Source organism: Stenotrophomonas sp. YJH_SMC_81, assembly GCF_059370875.1.
The window spans coordinates 38,187-58,692 of the sequence record NZ_JCAFUB010000014.1; the positions used below are offsets into that span (position 1 = coordinate 38,187).

Consider the following 20,506-nt stretch of genomic DNA (forward strand, 5'->3'; position numbering starts at 1 on the left):
GCGTCATTCTTCGATGGAGGTCAAGGGGGCGGACTCGCGCGGGCGCACGTGGTCGGCATCGAAATGGCAGGAGAACACCGAGCCCTTGCCGACTTCGCTTTCAATTTCCAGCCGTGCGTGGTGCAGGCCGAGGATGTGCTTGACGATGGACAGGCCCAGGCCGGTACCACCGCTTTCGCGCGAGCGGCTGCTGGAGACACGGTAGAAGCGTTCGGTCAGGCGCGGCAGGTGGGTGGCCGGGATGCCGTAGCCGGAGTCACGCACCGCCAGCACCGCACCGTCGCCCTCGCGGCGGAACTCCACCGCGATGCGGCCACCGGCCGGCGTATAGCGCACCGCATTGGTGACCAGGTTGGAGAAGGCGCTGTGCAGCTCCTTGGTCGAGCCCTGAAGGTCAACGCCGGCCAGGTCGTCGATGCTGATCTGGTGGCGGCCCTGGCTGTGCGCTTCGGCTTCGCGGCGCAGGGTGGCCAGCATCGGCTGCATGGCTACGGTCTCGTCCTCGCTGTGTTCCTGCGATTCGAGGCGCGACAGGGTCAGCAGGTCTTCCACCAGCTGGGCCATGCGCTGGCTCTGCTTGCGCATTTCTTCCAGCATCGGTCCGGTTCCCGGGAAATCCTCCGGGTCCATCATGTCCAGGTAGCCGTGGACCACGGTGAGCGGCGTGCGCAGCTCGTGTGAAACGTTGGCGACGAAATCCCGCCGCACCTGCTCCAGGCGCAGCAGCTTGCTGACGTCACGCGCGATCAGCAGCCAGTAGTCCGACGAATAGGGAATCAGGCGCAGGTTCAGGCGGATCGCCGGATCGACCGGCGAGGGTACGTCCAGGATGGGCTCGGCATTGCGGCCACCGGCCAGCCAGTGCGCCAGCGGCATCGGCTGCAGGCGCTCGACCAGGGCCTCGCCAAGGTCGCCGGGATGGTGCAGGCCGAGCAGGGCGGTAGCCGCTTCGTTGAACCACTGCACGCGCTGGCTGTTGCGATCCAGCACGACGACAGCATCGGGCAGCGCGGCGGCGGCGGCGCGGTAGCTGCGCAGCATGTCCAGCAGGCGGCGCTTGCGCACGCGCATTTCCACCTGGTTGCGGTACAGCAGGCGGTCCAGTTCGTTCCAGACGCCGGTGCCTTCTTCGGCGGTGTCCCAGCGCTGGCGAGCGGTCAGCCGGCGCAGAACGCTGCGCAGGCGCCAGTAATGCCAGGCCAGGGTCGCCAGCGCGCCCAGTGCGATGCACAACCACAGATGGCCCGTGAACCACCCCACCAGTCCGGCGAACAGCAGCACCGCGGCAACGGTGGCCAGGGTCTTCAACCAGGCAGAGCGGATGTGGCGGGGCATTGCGATCTCGTCGTTGAGGTGCGGCGGTTCACTGGGGTGAACCGAGGGTTATAGCAGAGTTGCCGGCACCGGCACCTGCAGGTGCGCGGTGCCGGCACGACGAGACTCAGGTGGCGGTGGAGAAGCGGTAGCCGGCGCCGCGCACGGTCTGCACCATGTTCTCGGCGTTGAACGGCTCCAGCGTCTTGCGCAGGCGGCGGATATGCACGTCGATGGTGCGTTCCTCCACGTAAACGCTGCCGCCCCATACATGGTCCAGCAGCTGCGCGCGGGTGTAGACGCGCTCCGGGTGGGTCATGAAGAAATGCAGCAGGCGGTATTCGGTCGGGCCGATCGGCACCGGCTGGTCGTTGGCGAACACGCGATGGGCGGCGCCGTCGATACGGATCGGGCCGACGGCTACGCTGCCGTCCTCGTCATCTTCGCGGGCGCGGCGCATGACCGCGCGGATGCGGGCCAGCAGTTCGCGTGCCGAGAACGGCTTGACCACATAGTCATCGACACCGGCCTCGAGGCCACCGACGCGATCGTTCTCCTCGCCGCGGGCGGTCAGCATGATGATCGGCACTTCGCGGGTCAGCGTTTCCTTGCGCCAGCGACGGGCCAGGTCCAAGCCGCTGGTGCCGGGCAGCATCCAGTCCAGCAGGATCAGGTCGGGAACGCGATCGGCGATCGCGGTCTGGGCCTCCCGGGCATCGCCGGCGTGGACCGGTTCGTAATCGCCCTTGCGAAGGGCGAAGGCGACCATTTCACGGATCGCGGGCTCGTCATCGACGATCAGGATGCGTTTCTGCACGAGGACACCGTAGGGCTCGGTTACTGGAGTGGTGCCAGTAGACTACGGTTTGATGACATGTTTGTGACTACCCGGCCGGAACCGGCCTGGATTGCCATCGGCCGGTCATGCGGTGCTCAGCGACGGTCCAGATCCGGGTCCTGCACGCCCTGCCGGCGCAGTTCCAGCACCGTCGGGGTGATCGATTCGATGCGCGCGTCAACCCGCGCGCGGCCGATGTAATCCAGCGCCGGGTTGCGCTTGAGCGCCTGCAGCTGCATCAGCGCCTGTTCTGGCCGCCCGCTGAGGAAGGCGGCCTCGGCATAGGCCTCGCTGGCGCGCACGCTGTCGCCAGCCAACTCACTGGCGCGGGCGAAACGCTGCTGGAAGACCGGATCGTTACCACTTTCCGACAGCAGGGGGCGCAGCATCGCCTGCGCACGCTGGCCGGCTTCGCGGCTGCCTTGTTCGTTCAGGATCTCGGCATAGGTCAGTGCCACCGGGCGGCTGTTGGGGTGTTCGCGCAACAATTGCTCGAAGCGGCTGTTGGCCTGGGCCGCCTGGCCTGCGCGTGACTCCGCCTCGCCCAGGCCCAGCGCCAGCCACAGGTTGCCGGGGTGGGTCTGCAGCAGGCCGGCCAGGGTCTGCCGGGCCTGGCCGGCACCGGCACGGCCACCGCGCATCACCGCCAGCGCCTGGCCGTAGCGCTGCGCATCGTTGAGGCCGTCCTTCTGCCGCTTGGCCAGGTCGGCGTACTCGCGCTCCAGCTCGGGGGTGGAGTCCGCGCTGAGCACGCGCAGGCGCTCACGCGCCCACTCGAAGTCACCGCTGGCGCCACGGTTGAGCTGGCCGATCGGCAGGCGCAGCACACTGCCGGGCAGCAGCGGGTTGTTGCCGCGCAGCAGCGGCTCGCCCAGGCTGGGATCGGCCGGGTCCACCCGCTCCTTGCGCTCGCCGGTGGGCGTGCTGGTGGTGAGCAGCACCGTATCCTTCTTCATCTGCTGGGCGCGGGACTTGGCCTCGCTGATGCGGGTGATGTTGACCGGGTGGGTGCGCAGGAACTCGGGCACGCTGTAGCCGCCTTCGTTGCCGCGCATGGCTGCCGACATCCGCTCGAAGAAGCCGGCCATGGCATCCACGTCGTAGCCGCTGCGCGACAGGGTGCGGATGCCGAGGCGGTCGGCCTCGGACTCGTTGGAGCGGGTGTAGTTGATCTGCCGCTGCTGCATCAGGCCCATGCCGGAGCTGATCGCCGCCATCGTCGCGTTGCCGGACGACGTGCTGTTGCTGGCCTGGGCGGCCACTACCGCCGCCAGCATGCCCAGCAGGATCGGGATCTGGTCGCGCTGGGCGCGCTCGACACCGCGCAGCACGTGCTGCTGGGTGACGTGGGCGATTTCGTGGGACAGCACCGCAGCGACCTCGTCCTCGCGCTCGGCGGTCAGCACCAGTCCGGCATTGACCCCGATGTAGCCGCCCAGTGTGGCGAACGCGTTGATCTGGCGGTCGTTCATCACGAAGAAGGTGTACGGCTGCCGCGGCTGGTCACTGTTGGAGCCGAGCCGGGTACCCATGGTCTGCAGCCAGTCGTTGACCAGCGGATCTTCCAGCAGGTAGCCGTAGTTGCGCAGCTCGCGCAGCATCATCGCGCCGTACTCGGCCTGGCGGGCCGGGGTCAGCAGCTCGCCGGCCGAAGAGCCGATGTCGGGCAGCTTCTCCTGGGCCTGGGCCAGCGGCATGGCCAGGGCCAGGGTGACGGCGGTAGTCAGCAGCAGGGCTCGCAAGCAGAAGGTCCTCGGGCGGGGCGCGCCAAGCGTGGCAGGGCGGGGGGCAACCATTCGTTAATCCACAGTGTTGCGGCCGTGGCGTGGAAATTCCAGCGCACCGGTACCATATGTAGACCGTCGATCCATCGTGGAGTTTCCCGTGACAGCCCAGACCGCCGGCGGTGCCCCCGCCATCACCATCTATTCCACTGCCGTCTGCCCGTACTGCGTGGCCGCCAAGAACTTCCTGAAGAGCAAGGGCCAGCAGTGGACCGAGGTCCGCATCGACCTGGACCCGGCCGAGCGCGAGAAGATGATGGCGCTGACCCGCCGCACCAGCGTGCCGCAGATCTTCGTCGGCGACGTCCATGTCGGCGGCTACGACGACATGATGGCCCTGCACCGTGAAGGCAAGCTCGAGCCGCTGCTGGCCGGGCAGGGCCAGGCATGAGCGCGGCCGACGAAGGCAGCAAGGACCGCATCGCCGAGTTCACCGAGTTCCGCAAGCGCATGAACGAGCGCATCCTGGGCGAACCGAACCAGGTGGTGCGCCGCTTCTTCGCGCTGGATACGCAGACCTACCAGGCCGGCGCGCTGGACGTGAAGACCAAGGAGCTGCTGGGCCTGGTGGCCTCGATGGTGCTGCGCTGCGACGACTGCATCAGCTACCACGTGGCCCAGTGCAAGGACGCCGGGGTGACCCGTGAGGAGTTCTTCGAGACCTTCTCGGTCGGCCTGGTGGTGGGCGGCTCCATCGTGATCCCGCACCTGCGCCGCGCGGTCGACTTCCTCGACCAGCTCGAAGGCGGCGCCGCCGCGCCAGCCGCGCACGAGCACTGAGGGTCGTGCCGGCCAGTGGCCGGCATCGCCTGAACCCGACATGGCCGGGGTTGCCGGCCAGCGGCCGGCACTACCGGGCCCTCGAGGGGGCCTGTCCCGCGATCCAACAGCCCAGGAGCCCCTTCTTGTTGAAGGGGCGCGCCGACAGGGCGGGGGTAGAGGGGCGATGCGCGGGCAATTCTGCCTGAGCCGGGGACTGGGACCATGGTCTATTTGGGACCTCGGCCCCGGCTCAGGCATAATTGCCGGTGAAACTTCCTTTGCGCCGGCGTTTCCGGGCACGTCCGGACGGCGTTTTTCCCCCTGTTCGGAACATCGATCAATGACGCAGAAAATTACGGTCATCCGCGGCGACGGCATTGGCCCGGAAATCATGGACGCCACCCTGTTCGTGCTCGACCAGCTCAAGACTGGCCTGGAGTACGAAGACGCCGACGCCGGCCTGGTGGCCCTGGAAAAGCACGGCGACCTGATGCCGGCGGTGACCCTGGAATCGATCGCGCGCAACAAGGTCGCGCTGAAGAGCCCGCTGACCACCCCGGTCGGTGGTGGCTTCACCTCGATCAACGTCAGCCTGCGCCGCCACTTCGACCTGTACGCCAACGTGCGCCCGGCCCACACCTTCCCGAACACCAAGTCGCGTTTCGACAACGTCGACCTGATCACCGTCCGTGAGAACACCGAAGGTGCCTACCTGGCCGAAGGCCAGGAAGTGTCGGCCGACGGCGAGACCGCCTTCTCCGGCACCCGCATCACCCGCAAGGGCTCCGAGCGCATCGTGCGCTACGCCTTCGAGCTGGCCAAGAGCACCGGCCGCAAGAAGGTCACCGCCGTGCACAAGGCCAACATCATCAAGTCGACCTCGGGCCTGTTCCTGAATGTCGCCCGTGAAGTGGCCGCGCAGTACCCGGACATCGAGTTCCAGGAAATGATCGTCGACAACTGCTGCATGCAGCTGGTGATGCGCCCGGAACAGTTCGATGTGATCGTCACCACGAACCTGTTCGGCGACATCATCTCCGACCTGTGCGCCGGCCTGGTCGGCGGCCTGGGCCTGGCTCCGGGCGCCAACATCGGCAAGGATGCGGCGATCTTCGAAGCCGTGCACGGCACCGCGCCGGACATCGCCGGCCAGGGCAAGGCCAATCCGTGCGCGCTGCTGCTGGCGGCCGCGCAGATGCTGGACCACATCGGCCAGCCGGAAAACGCCGAGCGCCTGCGCAAGGCCATCGTGGCGACCATGGAAGCCAAGGATTCGCTGACCGGCGACCTGGGTGGCACCGGCACCACCATGAGCTTTGCCAAGGCCATTGCCAGCCGCCTGTAAGCGGCCGGCCGACCTCGGTCGGACCCACAGCGGGGCGCCTTCGGGCGCCCCGTTGCGTTTTTCCGCCTCTGTAGAGTCGAGCATGGCTCGACTCCACAGAAGCGGTCTGTGCTGATATCGCACAGATCATGTGCTGTTTCACGGCTGGTTCGTGCGCCATCCGCTCCGCATCCTGTGCCCACTTTCCACTGCACAGGAGTCGCTCCATGAATCTCACCGCCTTCGGCCTGGCCAGCTTGCTCGGCATGACCGCCACCATCCCGGTTGCTGCTGCCGAGCCGGCCCATGCCACCATCCGCCATATGGCGGGTGCGCCGGTCGCGACCTCGCTGGATGCGGCGAAGACTGCCGTGCTGGTGATCGACTTCCAGAACGAGTACTTCGATGCCAGGGCCGTACCGGGCTTTGCGGGTGGCCGCATGGTCATTCCCGATGGCGTGGCCGCACTGCGCCAGGCCAGGCGGGTAGTCGAATTCGCCGATGCCCACGGCATCCGCGTGATCCATGTCCAGCACGTGCTGCCGGCCGGCGCACCCCTGTTCGCGCAGGGCAGCGTCAATGCCGCCTTCCATCGCGACCTGCAGCCGCGCCAGGGCGAGACCGTGGTGCAGAAGGACAATGTCAGCGTGTTCGCCGGCGCGTCCGCAGCCGTGCTCGACCCGATGCTGAAGAATGCCGGTATCGATACCCTGATCGTCACTGGCCTGCAGACCCATGCCTGTGTGGCCGGTGCCGCGCGCGACGCAGCGGCCGCCCCACGTGGCTACCGGGTGATCGTCTCGTCCGATGCCAGCGCCAGCCGTGATCTGGATCTGGCCGGCGGCCGTCGCATCGATCATCGCGCGCTGCATGAGGCCTCGCTGGCGCAGATCGAAGACGCCTTCGGCGACGTCATGAGCACCGACGCGATCCTGGCGCTGCCGGTACGCAAGGCCGGTGACGGCGCTTGATAAGCTGGCGGGGCCCGCATGCCGTGGGCCCCGCCACGTGGAGCTGCCCGCCGATGGATCACTTCGCCGCCCTGCGCGCGCTGCGCGCCATCGTTGACGCGGGCAGTTTCACCGCGGCCGCCGAGCGCCTGGGGACCACCCACTCGGCGATGTCGCGGCAGCTGCGGCAGCTGGAAGAACACCTGCAGGTACGCCTGCTCGATCGCAACAGCCGTCGGCTGTCGTTGACCGAGGCCGGGCGCGATTACTACCGCGAGGCGGCAACGCTGCTGGACCGCCTGCAGGAGGCGGACGATCGTGCCCGCGCCGGGCAGGCGCAACCCAGTGGCAGGGTGCGGATCAGCGTGCCGCAGGTAGTGGCCAGCCAGGAACTGCCGCATTGGCTGCCCTCGTTCCTGCAGCGTTACCCGCAGGTCACGCTGGACCTGTCGGCGGATGATCAGGTGGTGGATGTGGTCGGTGGTGGCTTCGACCTGGCGCTGCGCATTGCAGCTTCATTGCCGGACAGCCAGCTGGTCGCGCGCGAGCTGGCCAGCTGCCCGCGCATCCTGGTCGCCGCACCGGCCTACCTGGCCCGGCATGGCCTGCCGCGGCAGGCTGCGGATCTGGAGCAGCACACGCTGCTGGGTTTCAGTCCCACCCCATCAATGCCGCCCTGGCAGTTACAGGGGCCGCGCGGCGCCTGCGTGAGCGTTGAAGCCGGGCAGCGCCTGCGTGTGGATGCCACGCCTGCGCTGTACGCCGCCGCGCTGGCCGGAATGGGCATCAGCCTGTTCACCGCGTTGACCGTGCAGGAGGACCTGCGCGCCGGTCGTCTGATCCGCGTGCTGCCGGCCTGGCATGCCGGCCAGCGGCGCTACTTCGCGTTGTACCCGCATGCACGTGCGCTCGCGCCCAAGGTGCGCGCGCTGGTCGAGCACCTTGCGGCGCACTACGCTGCACAGGCTGGCGTGGCTGGCGTGGCTGGCTAGCCGGGAAATGCAGCAGCCACGCGTTACAAAGAGAAAAGGGCGCCCCGAAGGCGCCCTTTGTCGTTTATGGCTCTGTCCGGTTCAGCGCTGCTGGATCTTCGACAGCAGGCGCAGGAACTCCACATACAGCCAGACCAGGGTCACCATCAGGCCGAATGCGCCATACCACTCCATGTACTTCGGCGCGCGCTGGGCGACGCCGGACTCGATGAAATCGAAGTCCAGCACCAGGTTCAGCGCGGCCACGACCACCACGAACAGGCTGAAGGCAATGCCCAGCCAGCTGGAGTCGTGGATCACCGGCACGTTGATGTTGAAGAAGCCCAGCACGAACGAGGCCAGGTAGAGCAGGGCGATGCCGCCGGTGGCGGCGACCACGCCCATCTTGAAGTTCTCGGTGGCCTTGATCAGGCCGCTGCGGTATGCGAACAGCAGGGCGGCCAGGGTGCCGAAGGTCAGCAGCACCGCCTGGAACACGATGCCCGGATACTTCATGTTGAACAGGGCCGACACGGCGCCCAGGAACAGGCCTTCGACCAGCGCGTACATCGGCGCGGTGACCGGCGACCATTCCTTCTTGAAGATGGTGATCAGTGCCAGCACCAGGCCGCCAATCGCGCCGCCGATGGCGTACAGGCTCGCGCTGCCGGAAATCTGGCCGTACTCGTCGACCGCCTGGCTCCAGGCGAACGCCGCGGTCAGCACGGTCAACAGCAGCAGGATGCCGGTCTTGTTGGCGGTGCCATTGAGGGTCATGACCTGGTCGGGGCTGGTCACTACCGAGCCACTGGCGAGGTCGAGGAAAGTCGACTCGGAAAGAGCCGGGTTGCCGCTGCGCATGCGTGTTCTCCGTGCGGATGAAGGTCGGGACGGCCATCCGGCCGATGGGCGTGAGCATAGCCGATGACTGCTTTCGGCGTTGTGGCAGGCCCGGGTTCTGTGCATCCTTCGTTGACAGTTCCCAACGCGCTTGGCGACAATGAACAACTCCCCGGGCCCAACCCGAGGGGATTGCAAGACCGGGGTATAGCGCAGTCTGGTAGCGCGCCTGCTTTGGGAGCAGGATGTCGGGGGTTCGAATCCCTCTACCCCGACCAATCCCACGCCACGTCGGATTGGACACCGTTCCGGTTCGGGCGCCCGTAGCTCAACTGGATAGAGCACCGGCCTTCTAAGCCGGCGGTTACAGGTTCGATTCCTGTCGGGCGCGCCATTGGAATCAATGGCATATGAATTACTTTGGTGCTGGCGGAGCCTATTCCAGGAACAGCGGAAATGTGTGGCGCGCGCCGCCGTGGGTCACAAAAAAGGCCAGCGCGGTGCGCTGACCTTTCTGTTCTGTGTCCTGGCGAGAGCACTTCGTTGAAGTGCCCCCAAGGCTGAATCATATCTGCTCAAGTTCGCCTACATCGACCCTGCCGCCACCGCAATTGCCATGGCAACCGCCGCCGATCGGGGCACTGCCGCCACCACCACCGCCACCACCACCACCACCGCCACCACCACCGCGGGAGTTGGGCGGGAGCACGGTCGAAATCACTTCGCCGGAGTCGAAGCCTGCGCCTCGCCACGTGTAGTTGACGCAGGAAATACCGTTGCAGACGGTCAGGACATCGCCGGTCTGAACTCGCGTCTGGGCTGTCCAGACGGTGGTCCGGCCGTCATTGAGCTTCTGGACCTCTTGGGAAAGCTGCTGGTTGGTCACCGGATCGGGATACGGGGTTGTCAGCGTGCATCCGGCGGTGCAGTTGATGACGCCAGGAAGCTTTTTCGCTTGAACGCTCCCGCTCGCCATGAACAGCAGCACGCCTGCAATGGCGGGAATGGAGTTTCTACCAAGCGAAGGATAATCCCAATCAGTCTAGCTTTCACAATAGGTCCTTATCGTGGGATGCAACAGTTCTTGAAGATTTCATTCGATGAAATGCGGGCTTTCTCTTTCTCCTGACTGCTCAGGTTTTTCTCATGGTTGGCAATGTCATTGGTGGTGGCAAAACGTGGGTCCAGCCGGTTGAGGACGCGGGTGTACGCCAGGGCGGCAACGGGATCGGCAGGAACGATGCCGCCATAGGTGTAGGCCATCGCCATGTCGCTGATGACATTGACGTTCCCTTGTGATTCCAGCTCGCGCAGATATCCGGTGGCGGTGTCCTTCCACGCCTCGAGCGCCGCGGGATCACGGATTGCGTCATCAAGCGAACCGATGACTTTCTCCGGCGATCGCGAGTAAGCGCGCATCGCTTCCTGCGAGCCCATGGCGGCGGCCTTCGAAAGCCAGTCGGCGTGATAGATGTCCCGATCCAGGGCCAGCGACTCGCACTCTCCGAGGATTCGTTCCGATCGCTCCAGGAACCAGTTGCCGGACCCGACCGTGGTGGCTGAATCCGCCAGCTTGTCAGCGCGATCCGAGATGAAGGTCTGGCACTGCTCGATGGTTCGATAGATTTCGTAGGTTGCTGTGGCATCTCCGGATTCGGAGCGCAGCATCAGTTGCTTGACGTGGGCGAGCGCGTCACCGGGAGGCCGGAACTCATTGCCTCTTACGATCTCGTAGGCTTTGGGTCCCACCGCCTTGTACGAGCCTGGCGGGATCTTGTTGTCCCGCTCAAGCCTCTGCGCGGCCGCCGCACCTGACGCAGGAAGCGGCCTTCCCTGGTCGGGCCTTTCATCGAGGCTGCCACTCTTCCAGGATTCCTCTGCCGTCACATCGACAGCCGCCTGCTGCCGGTAGCTGGACATTGCAACGGCTGCCACTGCCAGCACGGCTGCTAGCGCGACGAATCCGATTAGCCGCTTGCTCATCTATTGCTCTCACCTTCATTGCAGGAACCGGCATGGTTGCAAACGCGCGCCTCGCGTTCCATGTCCTGCAGCTAACGTTGTATGAATGGATCTCCCCCATTTCTGTTTGAGATTCATTCATGATTCGTTCACTTATTATTCACGCTTTCGGGAGTGGGCCCGACGATGTCGAGCTGTTGCCTGCGCCTGACCATCGGTACAGGTGGCACGCACCTTCCGGCGATCGGCATGAGGTGCAGTTTCGAAAGGCGCGGGAGAGGTAGAGCGGGTGATGGCCGAAGTGCATCGGCTGCGCAGGCACCAATAGCGGCTCACTCTGTATTGCGGTGGTCTCGCCTTGCTGGTGTTGACTGGCCTGCTGATGGGGCGACAGCCCAGCGCAACGCGCCGTTCGACGTGATCGAAACGATGGTGCCGAAGGACAGCTGCGGCCGATGTTCTCGGCTGAAGATGAGCGCTTGCACGCGCAGACTGTGCAAGCGATTACCCGTCGTGTGCTTCCTGGCAGGCCGCAGTCGCGCAATGCGATGCTTCAGCTGATCGACGGGGCGGGCCAGCTGCACCTGCAGTTGCAGGTCACGCCCAAAGGTGAGGTGACGCTGTCATTCTTGGATGAGCATGCAGACATCGCGCGCGTGGTCTCGGCGGAGCAGCTCTGATGTCCTGTTCCGGCCCCTGCACATCAATGTGAAGAAGTGCTTGCAATTCCTTCGCGACTACCGGAAAATGCCGGACTCGCTTCGGGGGACGGACTTCTGGTTCCGCCCGGTAGCGAAGCATCAAGTTCCAGCGCCAGCCTCATCGGCGATGGAGCGAAAGTTTCAGTGGTGGCTGTAGCTCAGTTGGTTAGAGTACCGGATTGTGATTCCGGTGGTCGGGGGTTCGAATCCCCTCAGCCACCCCACTGATTCAACCGCATCGGCGCAGCCGAAACGGTATTGCAATAAACAGAAAGCACGCTACAATGTGTGTCTGAGTTTCACGGGCCGTTAGCTCAGTTGGTAGAGCAGTTGACTCTTAATCAATAGGTCCAAGGTTCGAATCCTTGACGGCCCACCAAGACAGAAGCCACCTGGTACGCCAGGTGGCTTTTTTCTTATGGGTGTGACTCCCATCGTTCCGATGGATCACGCGTTGCAGAACCCGTTCGGCGTGGATCTGCAGCAGGAGCGGGGCTCGCAGTGCTGGTTTCAACCACGTTGAAAAAAGTGCTTGCACCCACCGAGCGGATCGGGTCATAATCCGCGCCCCGATTTCGGGCTGTTAGCTCAGTTGGTAGAGCAGTTGACTCTTAATCAATAGGTCCAAGGTTCGAATCCTTGACAGCCCACCAGACGAAAGCCACTTGGTTCGCCAAGTGGCTTTTTTCTTGCCTGTTCGCTGAGGGGCATCTGCAGATGCCAGCGGTGCTGGCTGGAGTGGAGCCCCCTTGAGTCAAGGGGGCGCGGCGAAGCCGCGGGGATGTGGCGGCTGATGAAGTGGGGCCCGCGCTTTGCCGCGCAAAGCGTGGGGCTGCGGCGCGAATGCGCGGCAGCTTCCCACTTGGTTCGCCAAGTGGCTTTTTTCTTGCCTGTTCGCTGGGGGGGGGGGCATTTCATCCGCGCATGGCGTGGATCGACTGAAGCAATGCTGAAATCAGGGTCATACGCGTCATCAGTGTTATCAATGCTGTGCGCTGCATCTCACCGCATCGCATCCTGCATCGCACCCAATGGATCTTCCGCGCCGACGGCGCATGCACGAAGGAAGATGTTGATGGCTCATATCAATCGATTGCACCGCACGCTGTGGGTTTCCTTCGCGTTGCTGGCACTGGCGGCCTGCGCGCCCGCCGACAATCCCGCGCAGACCGTCGAACGCGATGCTGGCACTGAAAGTGCTCCTGCGCGCCCGGTCGGTGAGGCCATGCAGATGCAGCCGGCTCAGCCGGCAGAGCGGGAGGCCCTGCCCGATGCGGTGGACGTGCAGCGCAATGCGGATGGTTCGGTGGATGTGCGCAAGGCCACGCCGGAGCCGGCGGCCCTGCGGCGCACCGGCGACGGGGGCGTGGAGATCCGCAAGGTGGATCCTGCAGCCGGGCAGGGTGCCGATACGGCGTCGGCCAAGGCCAGGCCGCAGCAGTGAACCCCGCCACCCCGGATGAGCTTGCGCTCGCCGGGGTGGTTCAACGCGCGGGCTGCGCACCATTGCCATGTTCAGTTTTGTGCAGGCCTTCCGCTTCCCGCCATCGCCTGCGACAATGAACACCTGCGCCGGCCACGCGAAAGTGGCGGAATTGGTAGACGCCCTGGATTTAGGTTCCAGTGCCGCAAGGCGTGGGGGTTCGAGTCCCCCCTTTCGCACCAGTGCCGGCCTGTCCCCGCCCTGATCGGGCCATCTGCGCCCCCTTGACCGGCACGCGCTGGCAGTGCAAGCCGAATTGGGCGAAACTAAAGGGCTGCGGCAAGCAGGCGCGTCCCAGACGTCGCGTCCTTACAACCGTTTCATCCCAATCATCGAGCCGGGGGCCTGGGCCACCGGTGGCAGGAGTCAACATGCAAGCTTCGATCGAATCCACCGGCAACCTGGAACGCCGCCTGAGCTTCTCGCTGCCGGAAGAGCGTCTGCAGAGCCACATCGCCGGCCGCCTCGGCGAAATCGCCCGTACCACCCGCATCAAGGGCTTCCGCCCGGGCAAGGTGCCGGCCAAGGTGATCGAGCAGCGCTTCGGCGCGCAGGTCCGTGGCGAGGCGCTGGACGGCCTGCTGCGCGAAACCTTCGATGCGGCCGTGCGCGAGCACGACCTGCGCATCGTCGGCAGCCCGCGCATCGACAAGGGCGACGAGGGTGAGTTCTCCTTCGTGGCCACCGTGGAAGTGGTGCCGGACTTCGGCGACATCGACGTCAGCAAGCTGACCGTCGTGCGCCATACCGCCGAGATCACCGACGCCGACATCGACCAGATGATCGAGAACCTGCAGAACCAGCGTCGTACCTGGGCCCCGGTCAGCCGTGGCGCGCAGGACGGTGACCTGGTCGCGGTGGAAACCTGGTCGCAGGCCGGCGAAGAGCGCCTGCCGGCCGAGGGCACCGAGAAGGGTTCGATCGTGCTCGGCCAGGGCATGATGTTCGACACCATCGAGAAGGGCCTGGTCGGCCTGGCCAAGGGCGAAGAGAAGACCCTCGACGTCGAGTTCCCGGCTGACTGGCGCGTGCCGGTGCTGGCCGGCAAGACCGTGCAGGTCACCGTCAAGGTCACCGAGGTCTCCGAGCCGGTCGTGCCGGCGGTCGACGAAGCCTTCATCAAGAGCTTCGGCGTGAAGGGCGGCGATGTGGAGCAGTTCCGCAGCGACATCCGCGCCAACCTGGAGCGCGAGCTGAAGGGTGCGTTGATGAACCGCCTGCGCCGTGAAGTGGGCGAGCAGCTGATCGCGGCCTACTCGTCGGTGGAAATGCCGCCGCGCCTGGTCGAGAACGAAGCCCGCGCCATGCTGGCCCAGCAGGTCGAGCAGCTGCGCCGCAACGGCCAGAACGTCGGCGAGATCCCGGCCGATGCCCACGAAGGCTTCAAGGACGCTGCCGCCAAGCGCGTGCTGGTCGGCCTGCTGGTCGGTGAAGTGGCCCGCATCAACGACCTGCGCCTGGAAGCCAAGCGCCTGAATGAAACGATGCGTCTGATCGCTTCGACCTACGAAGAGCCGGAGCAGGTCATTGAGATGTACCGCAACGACCCCCAGTTGATGTCTGGCCTGCAGAACCGTGTGATGGAAGAGCAGGTGATCGACTGGATCGCCGAGCGTGCCCAGCACACCGAAGAGAAGCTGTCGTTCCAGGACGCGATCCGCCAGTAAGCCCGGGCGGATCACCGGATGCCCCGCGCCTTTGCCGGCGCGGGGTTGTTGCCCCCCAAGATAGGTACCTCACGTAATGGACAACCGAACCAAAGCCCTGAACCTGGTTCCGATGGTGGTCGAGCAGACCAGCCGCGGCGAGCGTGCCTACGACATCTATTCGCGCCTGTTGAAGGAGCGCCTGATCTTCCTCGTGGGCCCGATCGACGATCACATGGCCAACGTGGTGGTGGCGCAGTTGCTGTTCCTGGAATCGGAAAACCCGGAGAAGGACATCAACATCTACATCAACTCGCCGGGTGGCGTGGTCACCGCCGGCATGGCGATCTACGACACCATGCAGTACATCAAGCCGAATGTGAGCACCACCTGCATCGGCCAGGCCGCCTCGATGGGCGCCCTGCTGCTGGCCGCGGGCGAAGCCGGCAAGCGCTATGCGCTGCCGAACTCGCGCGTGATGATCCATCAGCCGCTGGGTGGCTACCAGGGCCAGGCCACCGACATCGACATCCACGCGCGCGAGATCCTGACCCTGCGTTCGCGCCTGAACGAGGTGCTGGCCAAGCACACCGGCCAGTCGCTGGAGACGATCGCCCGTGACACCGAGCGCGACAACTTCAAGAGCGCCTTCGAGGCGCAGGCCTACGGTCTGGTCGACCAGGTCCTGGAGCGTCGTCCGGATGAGTCGATCCAGGCCGGTTGACCGGCCTTCACGGGGCCAGGGAGGCCTCGTTCCTGCAGGGTCGGGTGGGACTGGTGTCCCCTCGGCCCTGTGCTATTCTCGAATCGAACCCCCGTTCAGCGGGTGGGGTAACTGGGTAAGCGAAGCATGAGCGAAGACCGCCAAGGTCGTTCCACGGACACCGGCAAGATCCTCTACTGCTCTTTCTGCGGCAAGAGCCAGCATGAAGTGCGCAAGCTGATTGCGGGTCCGAGCGTGTTCATCTGCGATGAGTGCGTGGAGCTGTGCAACGACATCATCCGTGAGGAACTTGAGGAAAAGGCGCAGTCGGCGCGCAGTTCGCTGCCCAAGCCGCGCGAGATCCTCGAGGTCCTCGACCAGTACGTGATCGGCCAGAACCGTGCCAAGCGCACGCTGGCAGTGGCCGTGTACAACCACTACAAGCGCATCGAGAGCCGGCAGAAGAACGACGACGTCGAACTGGCGAAGTCGAACATCCTGCTGGTCGGCCCGACCGGTTCGGGCAAGACGCTGCTGGCCGAGACCCTGGCCCGCCTGCTCAACGTGCCGTTCACCATGGCCGACGCCACCACGCTGACCGAAGCCGGTTACGTGGGCGAGGACGTGGAGAACATCATCCAGAAGCTGCTGCAGAAGTGCGACTACGACGTCGAGAAGGCGCAGCAGGGCATCGTCTACATCGATGAAATCGACAAGATCTCGCGCAAGAGCGAGAACCCGTCGATTACCCGCGATGTGTCCGGCGAAGGCGTGCAGCAGGCCCTGCTGAAGCTGATCGAAGGTACCGTGGCCAGCGTTCCGCCGCAGGGCGGCCGCAAGCACCCGCAGCAGGAATTCCTGCAGGTGGACACCAAGAACATCCTGTTCATCTGCGGCGGCGCGTTCGCCGGGCTGGACAAGGTGATCCAGGCGCGTTCCACCGACGTCGGCAGCATCGGCTTCGGTGCCAAGGTGAAGAGCAGCGAGCGCAAGCAGGAAGTGGGCAAGGTGCTGGCGGAAGTCGAGCCGGAAGACCTGATCAAGTTCGGCCTGATTCCCGAGTTCGTCGGCCGCCTGCCGGTGGTCGCGACCCTGGAGGAGCTGGACGAGCCGGCCCTGATCAAGATCCTGACCGAGCCGAAGAACGCTATCACCAAGCAGTTCAAGAAGCTGTTCGAGATGGAAAACGTGGAGCTGGAGTTCCGTCCGGACGCGTTGTCGGCCATCGCCAGGAAGGCGCTCAAGCGCAAGACCGGCGCCCGTGGCCTGCGCACCATCGTCGAATCGGTCCTGCTGGACACCATGTACGACCTGCCGTCGCAGGAGAACGTCAGCAAGGTGGTCGTGGACGAATCGGTGATCGAGCACAAGTCCGAGCCGTACCTGATCTACCAGACCCCGGCGGCCCCTGAACAGAAGGCCGCAGGCGCCGAGTGATCCTTCCAGGTTGTTGATTGGAAAGGATTTTCAAGGAATGCCTTGCATCTGAAAGCCGATGGCCCCATAACGGGGCCATCGGCTTTTTTTGTCTCCGGAAGATGCCCTCCCGGAGGCGGTTTTCCCCCTTCCCTGGAGCCCCCATGGCCCGTTCCCCAAGTGAAACCCTCGACCTGCCGGTCCTGCCGCTGCGCGACGTAGTGGTGTTCCCGCACATGGTCATCCCGCTGTTCGTCGGCCGTGACAAGTCCATGCACGCGCTCGAACAGGCAATGGAGGCGGACAAGCGCATCCTGCTGCTGGCGCAGAAGTCGGCCGAAACCGACGACCCGCATGCGGCCGACCTCTACCAGGTCGGTACGCTGGCGCAGGTGCTGCAGCTGCTGAAGCTGCCCGACGGCACCATCAAGGTGCTGGTTGAAGGCCTGTCGCGCGTGCAGGTCACCCACGTCGACGAGCGCGACGGCTCGCTGCATGGCCAGGCCGTGGAGATCGACGCCACCGACGAGCGCGAGGCGCGCGAGGTCGAGGCGATTGCCCGCTCGCTGATGTCGCTGTTCGAGCAGTACGTGAAGACCAACCGCAAGCTGCCGCCGGAGCTGCTGCAGACGCTGTCGGGCATCGATGAGCCGGCGCGCCTGGCCGACACCATCGCTGCGCACATCAGCGTGCGCCTGGCCGACAAGCAGCGCCTGCTGGAAACGCTGGCCGTCGGTGACCGCCTGGAGATGCTGGTCGGGCTGGTCGACGGCGAGATCGACGTGCAGCAGATGGAGAAGCGCATCCGCGGCCGCGTGAAGTCGCAGATGGAGAAGAGCCAGCGCGAGTATTACCTCAACGAACAGATGAAGGCCATCCAGAAGGAACTGGGTGACCTGGACGACGCGCCGGGCGAGCTGGAAGAACTGGCCCGCAAGATTGCCGAGGCCGGCATGCCGAAGGCGGTTGAAGCCAAGGCGCGCAATGAACTGAACAAGCTCAAGCAGATGTCGCCGATGTCGGCCGAAGCCGCCGTCGTGCGCAACTACCTGGAGTGGCTGCTGGGCGTGCCGTGGAAGAAGCGCAGCAAGGTGCGCAAGGACCTGAAGGTCGCGCAGGATACGCTCGATGCCGACCACTACGGCCTGGAGAAGGTCAAGGAGCGCATTCTTGAATACCTGGCGGTGCAGTCGCGCGTGAAGCAGATGAAGGGCCCGATCCTGTGCCTGGTCGGGCCGCCGGGCGTGGGCAAGACCTCGCTGGGCCAGTCGATTGCCAAGGCCACCAACCGCAAGTTCGTGCGCATGTCGCTGGGCGGCGTGCGCGACGAGGCCGAAATCCGTGGCCACCGCCGTACCTACGTCGGTTCCATGCCGGGCCGCATCGTGCAGAACCTCAACAAGGTCGGCAGCAAGAACCCGCTGTTCGTGCTCGACGAGATCGACAAGATGTCGATGGACTTCCGTGGCGATCCGTCTTCGGCGCTGCTGGAAGTGCTCGATCCGGAGCAGAACAACGCATTCAACGACCACTACCTGGAAGTGGACCTGGACCTGTCCGAAGTGATGTTCGTGGCCACCTCGAACTCGCTCAACATTCCCGGCCCGCTGCTGGACCGCATGGAAGTGATCCGCATCCCCGGCTACACCGAGGATGAGAAGCTCAACATCGCGACCCGCTACCTGGTGCCGAAGCAGGTCAAGGCCAACGGCCTGCAGCCGGAAGAGCTGGAAATCGGCAGTGACGCCATCCAGGACATCGTGCGCTACTACACGCGCGAATCGGGCGTGCGCAACCTGGAACGCGAGATCGCCAAGATCTGCCGCAAGGTGGTGAAGGAGATCGCGCTGGCCGGCCCGCAGCCGGTGAAGGCGAAGAAGGGTGCGAAGAAGCCCAAGGCGCTGGTCAATGTGTCCAGCAAGAACCTGGACAAGTACCTGGGCGTGCGTCGCTTCGACTTCGGCCGTGCCGAGGAAGAGAATGAAATCGGCCTGGTCACCGGCCTGGCCTGGACCGAAGTCGGTGGCGACCTGCTGCAGATCGAATCGACCCTGGTGCCGGGCAAGGGCCAGCTGATCCTGACCGGCCAGCTTGGCAACGTGATGAAGGAATCGGCGTCGGCCGCGCTGTCGGTGGTGCGTTCGCGCGCCGTGGGCTTTGGCATCGACAGCGACTTCCTGCAGAAGCATGACGTGCACCTGCACGTGCCCGATGGCGCCACGCCGAAGGATGGCCCGAGTGCCGGGGCGGCGATGGTCACCTCGCTGGTGTCGATGCTGACCAAGGTGCCGGTGCGCGCCGACGTGGCGATGACCGGCGAGATCACCCTGCGTGGTCGAGTCACTGCCATCGGTGGCCTGAAGGAGAAGCTGCTGGCCGCACTGCGTGGCGGCATCCGCACGGTCATCATCCCGGAAGAGAACCGCAAGGACCTGGCCGACATCCCGGCCAACGTCACCCGCGATCTGAAGATCGTGCCGGTGAAGTACATCGAAGAAGTCCTGGACCTGGCGCTGGAGCGTCCGTTGGCACCGAAGAAGGCGCGCAAGAGTGCGCAGCGTGTCACGGTGCGCAGCAAGGCCAAACCGAGTGGAAACGCGCGCGTCAAGCATTGACGCGCGCTGTCCAATGGCCCGAAACCCGCGTCGTTGCTGGCTTTCCAGCTTGCGTGGGGGTAGGGCCACTGGTATAAAAGCAGCACTCGCGAATGAGTGGTCGCAGCCTGGTGATCGCTGGATTCGGCGAACCGTTTCCACATGGCGGCCGCATGCAGATGGCGTGCGGTTGCTTCCCTGTCGAATAAGCGGAACCCACCGCCAAAGGAGTTGTAGAGAATGAACAAGACCGAATTGATCGATGCCGTTGCTGAAGCTGCCGACCTGACCAAGGCAGAGTCCAGCCGCGCTGTCGATGCCGTCGTTGCTGCCATCACCAAGGCGCTGAAGGACGGCGATGCGGTCACTCTGGTTGGCTTCGGTACCTTCCAGGTCCGCGACCGTGCTGCCCGCACCGGCCGCAACCCGAAGACCGGCGACACCATCAAGATCGCTGCTTCGAAGAATCCGTCGTTCAAGGCTGGCAAGGCCCTGAAGGATGCTGTAAACTAAGCGGCTCGCTGGGGTGCTTAGCTCAGCGGTAGAGCGTCTCCTTTACACGGAGAGGGTCGGGGGTTCGAAACCCTCAGCACCCACCACAGCACCGCGGTAAAAGTTTGAGTGTGGAGCGGTAGTTCAGCTGGTTAGAATGCTGGCCTGTCACGCCGGAGGTCGCGGGTTCGAGTCCCGTCCGCTCCGCCATTCAACGAGGCCTCCGGCCAAAAGCTGGAGGCTTTGTTTTCTCCCCGGTCCAGGCCGGCTGAAAGCAAAAAGGTAACAACGCGGAGCGGTAGTTCAGCTGGTTAGAATGCTGGCCTGTCACGCCGGAGGTCGCGGGTTCGAGTCCCGTCCGCTCCGCCAGTACATCAAGGCCCCCGGTTCAAGGCTGGGGGCCTTGTCTTCTCACCGAGAGGTTCGGAGGAAGGCGAAAAAGTCTTTGCAAGAACGGAGCGGTAGTTCAGCTGGTTAGAATGCTGGCCTGTCACGCCGGAGGTCGCGGGTTCGAGTCCCGTCCGCTCCGCCATTGCAGACTTCTTAAGTCCCTGTGAAAAAACTTTGAAAAAAGTGTTCATCGGGCTGGGTTTCCAGAGAGTCTTCGGATATACTGGGCGCCTGCAAAGTTCAAGCGCGGAGCGGTAGTTCAGCTGGTTAGAATGCTGGCCTGTCACGCCGGAGGTCGCGGGTTCGAGTCCCGTCCGCTCCGCCAACTCTAAAAGC

At 64.8% G+C, this 20,506-nt stretch carries 18 protein-coding genes and 11 tRNA genes; 23 read left to right on the top strand and 6 right to left on the bottom strand.

Annotation, left to right across the window (positions count from 1 at the left end):
• Positions 1–3: 3 nt before the first annotated feature.
• The 3 genes from phoR to AC5P8U_RS18900 form a co-directional block, all read right to left on the bottom strand.
• Positions 4–1,335, bottom strand: a complete 1,332-nt coding sequence (gene phoR, locus AC5P8U_RS18890) for a phosphate regulon sensor histidine kinase PhoR (RefSeq protein ID WP_061479944.1) — start codon at positions 1,333–1,335, stop codon at positions 4–6.
• 106 nt (positions 1,336–1,441) lie between these two features.
• Positions 1,442–2,131: a phosphate regulon transcriptional regulator PhoB gene (gene phoB, locus AC5P8U_RS18895; protein WP_005408258.1), complete on the bottom strand. Its 690-nt coding sequence runs from the start codon at positions 2,129–2,131 to the stop codon at positions 1,442–1,444.
• Between the two features lie 116 nt (positions 2,132–2,247).
• Positions 2,248–3,894 (bottom strand): M48 family metalloprotease, encoded by a 1,647-nt coding sequence (locus tag AC5P8U_RS18900; protein ID WP_447897239.1) that lies wholly within the window; start codon positions 3,892–3,894, stop codon positions 2,248–2,250.
• Between the two features lie 142 nt (positions 3,895–4,036).
• Between AC5P8U_RS18900 and grxC the strand changes: the two genes are divergently transcribed.
• The 5 genes from grxC (at position 4,037) to AC5P8U_RS18925 (ending at position 7,964) form a co-directional block, all read left to right on the top strand.
• Positions 4,037–4,327 carry a glutaredoxin 3 gene (gene grxC / locus AC5P8U_RS18905; protein WP_004154541.1) on the top strand — a complete coding sequence of 97 codons (291 nt, stop codon included), beginning with the start codon at positions 4,037–4,039 and terminating at the stop codon, positions 4,325–4,327.
• Positions 4,324–4,716 carry a carboxymuconolactone decarboxylase family protein gene (locus tag AC5P8U_RS18910; protein WP_227836578.1) on the top strand — a complete coding sequence of 131 codons (393 nt, stop codon included), beginning with the start codon at positions 4,324–4,326 and terminating at the stop codon, positions 4,714–4,716. The genes grxC and AC5P8U_RS18910 overlap by 4 nt, the downstream gene beginning before the upstream one ends.
• A 322-nt stretch (positions 4,717–5,038) precedes the next feature.
• Complete coding sequence (locus tag AC5P8U_RS18915; protein ID WP_012479261.1) at positions 5,039–6,043, top strand: isocitrate dehydrogenase; 1,005 nt, start codon at positions 5,039–5,041, stop codon at positions 6,041–6,043.
• A gap of 206 nt (positions 6,044–6,249) precedes the next feature.
• Positions 6,250–6,993, top strand: a complete 744-nt coding sequence (locus AC5P8U_RS18920) for a cysteine hydrolase family protein (protein WP_088496165.1) — start codon at positions 6,250–6,252, stop codon at positions 6,991–6,993.
• 53 nt (positions 6,994–7,046) lie between these two features.
• Positions 7,047–7,964 (top strand): LysR family transcriptional regulator, encoded by a 918-nt coding sequence (locus AC5P8U_RS18925; protein WP_072168269.1) that lies wholly within the window; start codon positions 7,047–7,049, stop codon positions 7,962–7,964.
• Between the two features lie 81 nt (positions 7,965–8,045).
• On the opposite strand, the gene AC5P8U_RS18930 is transcribed toward AC5P8U_RS18925, so the two are convergent.
• Entirely contained in the window at positions 8,046–8,804 is a 759-nt protein-coding gene (locus AC5P8U_RS18930) for a Bax inhibitor-1/YccA family protein (RefSeq protein WP_072168268.1), read from the bottom strand.
• Between the two features lie 180 nt (positions 8,805–8,984).
• Here AC5P8U_RS18930 and AC5P8U_RS18935 point away from each other — a divergent pair.
• Both AC5P8U_RS18935 and AC5P8U_RS18940 read left to right on the top strand, forming a co-directional pair.
• Positions 8,985–9,061 (top strand) — tRNA-Pro (locus AC5P8U_RS18935).
• 39 nt (positions 9,062–9,100) lie between these two features.
• Positions 9,101–9,177, top strand: a tRNA-Arg gene (locus tag AC5P8U_RS18940).
• 171 nt (positions 9,178–9,348) lie between these two features.
• On the opposite strand, the gene AC5P8U_RS18945 is transcribed toward AC5P8U_RS18940, so the two are convergent.
• Both AC5P8U_RS18945 and AC5P8U_RS18950 read right to left on the bottom strand, forming a co-directional pair.
• Complete coding sequence (locus AC5P8U_RS18945; protein ID WP_227836579.1) at positions 9,349–9,771, bottom strand: hypothetical protein; 423 nt, start codon at positions 9,769–9,771, stop codon at positions 9,349–9,351.
• 74 nt (positions 9,772–9,845) lie between these two features.
• On the bottom strand, positions 9,846–10,766 hold the full coding sequence (locus AC5P8U_RS18950) for a hypothetical protein (RefSeq protein WP_031748294.1): 921 nt from the start codon (positions 10,764–10,766) through the stop codon (positions 9,846–9,848).
• Positions 10,767–11,200: 434 nt separating this feature from the next.
• On the opposite strand from AC5P8U_RS18950, the gene AC5P8U_RS18955 reads away from it, so the two are divergent.
• The 16 genes from AC5P8U_RS18955 to AC5P8U_RS19030 all read left to right on the top strand — a co-directional run bounded on the left by AC5P8U_RS18955 (position 11,201) and on the right by AC5P8U_RS19030 (position 20,495).
• Positions 11,201–11,425 carry a hypothetical protein gene (locus AC5P8U_RS18955; protein WP_072168266.1) on the top strand — a complete coding sequence of 75 codons (225 nt, stop codon included), beginning with the start codon at positions 11,201–11,203 and terminating at the stop codon, positions 11,423–11,425.
• Positions 11,426–11,593: 168 nt separating this feature from the next.
• Positions 11,594–11,670 (top strand) — tRNA-His (locus AC5P8U_RS18960).
• 79 nt (positions 11,671–11,749) lie between these two features.
• Positions 11,750–11,825: transfer RNA gene (locus AC5P8U_RS18965), tRNA-Lys, on the top strand.
• Positions 11,826–12,023: 198 nt separating this feature from the next.
• Positions 12,024–12,099, top strand: a tRNA-Lys gene (locus AC5P8U_RS18970).
• Positions 12,100–12,521: 422 nt separating this feature from the next.
• The gene (locus tag AC5P8U_RS18975) at positions 12,522–12,890 is read left to right on the top strand and encodes a hypothetical protein (protein ID WP_072168265.1); all 369 of its coding nucleotides are present in this window, start codon (positions 12,522–12,524) and stop codon (positions 12,888–12,890) included.
• Between the two features lie 136 nt (positions 12,891–13,026).
• Positions 13,027–13,111 (top strand) — tRNA-Leu (locus AC5P8U_RS18980).
• Positions 13,112–13,300: 189 nt separating this feature from the next.
• The gene (tig, locus tag AC5P8U_RS18985) at positions 13,301–14,596 is read left to right on the top strand and encodes a trigger factor (protein WP_069138945.1); all 1,296 of its coding nucleotides are present in this window, start codon (positions 13,301–13,303) and stop codon (positions 14,594–14,596) included.
• A 76-nt stretch (positions 14,597–14,672) separates the two neighbouring features.
• Positions 14,673–15,299: an ATP-dependent Clp endopeptidase proteolytic subunit ClpP gene (gene clpP, locus AC5P8U_RS18990; RefSeq protein WP_004146318.1), complete on the top strand. Its 627-nt coding sequence runs from the start codon at positions 14,673–14,675 to the stop codon at positions 15,297–15,299.
• Positions 15,300–15,425: 126 nt separating this feature from the next.
• On the top strand, positions 15,426–16,715 hold the full coding sequence (clpX, locus tag AC5P8U_RS18995; protein WP_004154600.1) for an ATP-dependent Clp protease ATP-binding subunit ClpX: 1,290 nt from the start codon (positions 15,426–15,428) through the stop codon (positions 16,713–16,715).
• Between the two features lie 143 nt (positions 16,716–16,858).
• Positions 16,859–19,309 (top strand): endopeptidase La, encoded by a 2,451-nt coding sequence (gene lon / locus AC5P8U_RS19000; RefSeq protein WP_072168264.1) that lies wholly within the window; start codon positions 16,859–16,861, stop codon positions 19,307–19,309.
• 219 nt (positions 19,310–19,528) lie between these two features.
• Positions 19,529–19,801 carry an HU family DNA-binding protein gene (locus AC5P8U_RS19005; RefSeq protein ID WP_005408270.1) on the top strand — a complete coding sequence of 91 codons (273 nt, stop codon included), beginning with the start codon at positions 19,529–19,531 and terminating at the stop codon, positions 19,799–19,801.
• Positions 19,802–19,812: 11 nt separating this feature from the next.
• A tRNA-Val gene (locus tag AC5P8U_RS19010) sits at positions 19,813–19,887 on the top strand.
• Positions 19,888–19,913: 26 nt separating this feature from the next.
• Positions 19,914–19,990: transfer RNA gene (locus AC5P8U_RS19015), tRNA-Asp, on the top strand.
• An 82-nt stretch (positions 19,991–20,072) separates the two neighbouring features.
• A tRNA-Asp gene (locus tag AC5P8U_RS19020) sits at positions 20,073–20,149 on the top strand.
• A gap of 86 nt (positions 20,150–20,235) precedes the next feature.
• A tRNA-Asp gene (locus tag AC5P8U_RS19025) sits at positions 20,236–20,312 on the top strand.
• A gap of 106 nt (positions 20,313–20,418) precedes the next feature.
• Positions 20,419–20,495: transfer RNA gene (locus AC5P8U_RS19030), tRNA-Asp, on the top strand.
• Positions 20,496–20,506: the final 11 nt, after the last annotated feature.

Bases quoted from the DNA above. Each gene is read 5' to 3' on its own strand.
- phoR (WP_061479944.1), bottom strand. From the start codon at position 1,335: ATGCCCCGCCACATCCGCTCTGCCTGGTTGAAGACCCTGGCCACCGTT.
- AC5P8U_RS18910 (WP_227836578.1), top strand. From the start codon at position 4,324: ATGAGCGCGGCCGACGAAGGCAGCAAGGACCGCATCGCCGAGTTCACC.
- AC5P8U_RS18915 (WP_012479261.1), top strand. From the start codon at position 5,039: ATGACGCAGAAAATTACGGTCATCCGCGGCGACGGCATTGGCCCGGAA.
- AC5P8U_RS18920 (WP_088496165.1), top strand. From the start codon at position 6,250: ATGAATCTCACCGCCTTCGGCCTGGCCAGCTTGCTCGGCATGACCGCC.
- AC5P8U_RS18925 (WP_072168269.1), top strand. From the start codon at position 7,047: ATGGATCACTTCGCCGCCCTGCGCGCGCTGCGCGCCATCGTTGACGCG.
- AC5P8U_RS18930 (WP_072168268.1), bottom strand. From the start codon at position 8,804: ATGCGCAGCGGCAACCCGGCTCTTTCCGAGTCGACTTTCCTCGACCTC.
- AC5P8U_RS18950 (WP_031748294.1), bottom strand. From the start codon at position 10,766: ATGAGCAAGCGGCTAATCGGATTCGTCGCGCTAGCAGCCGTGCTGGCA.
- AC5P8U_RS18955 (WP_072168266.1), top strand. From the start codon at position 11,201: ATGTTCTCGGCTGAAGATGAGCGCTTGCACGCGCAGACTGTGCAAGCG.
- AC5P8U_RS18975 (WP_072168265.1), top strand. From the start codon at position 12,522: ATGGCTCATATCAATCGATTGCACCGCACGCTGTGGGTTTCCTTCGCG.
- tig (WP_069138945.1), top strand. From the start codon at position 13,301: ATGCAAGCTTCGATCGAATCCACCGGCAACCTGGAACGCCGCCTGAGC.
- clpP (WP_004146318.1), top strand. From the start codon at position 14,673: ATGGACAACCGAACCAAAGCCCTGAACCTGGTTCCGATGGTGGTCGAG.
- clpX (WP_004154600.1), top strand. From the start codon at position 15,426: ATGAGCGAAGACCGCCAAGGTCGTTCCACGGACACCGGCAAGATCCTC.
- lon (WP_072168264.1), top strand. From the start codon at position 16,859: ATGGCCCGTTCCCCAAGTGAAACCCTCGACCTGCCGGTCCTGCCGCTG.
- AC5P8U_RS19005 (WP_005408270.1), top strand. From the start codon at position 19,529: ATGAACAAGACCGAATTGATCGATGCCGTTGCTGAAGCTGCCGACCTG.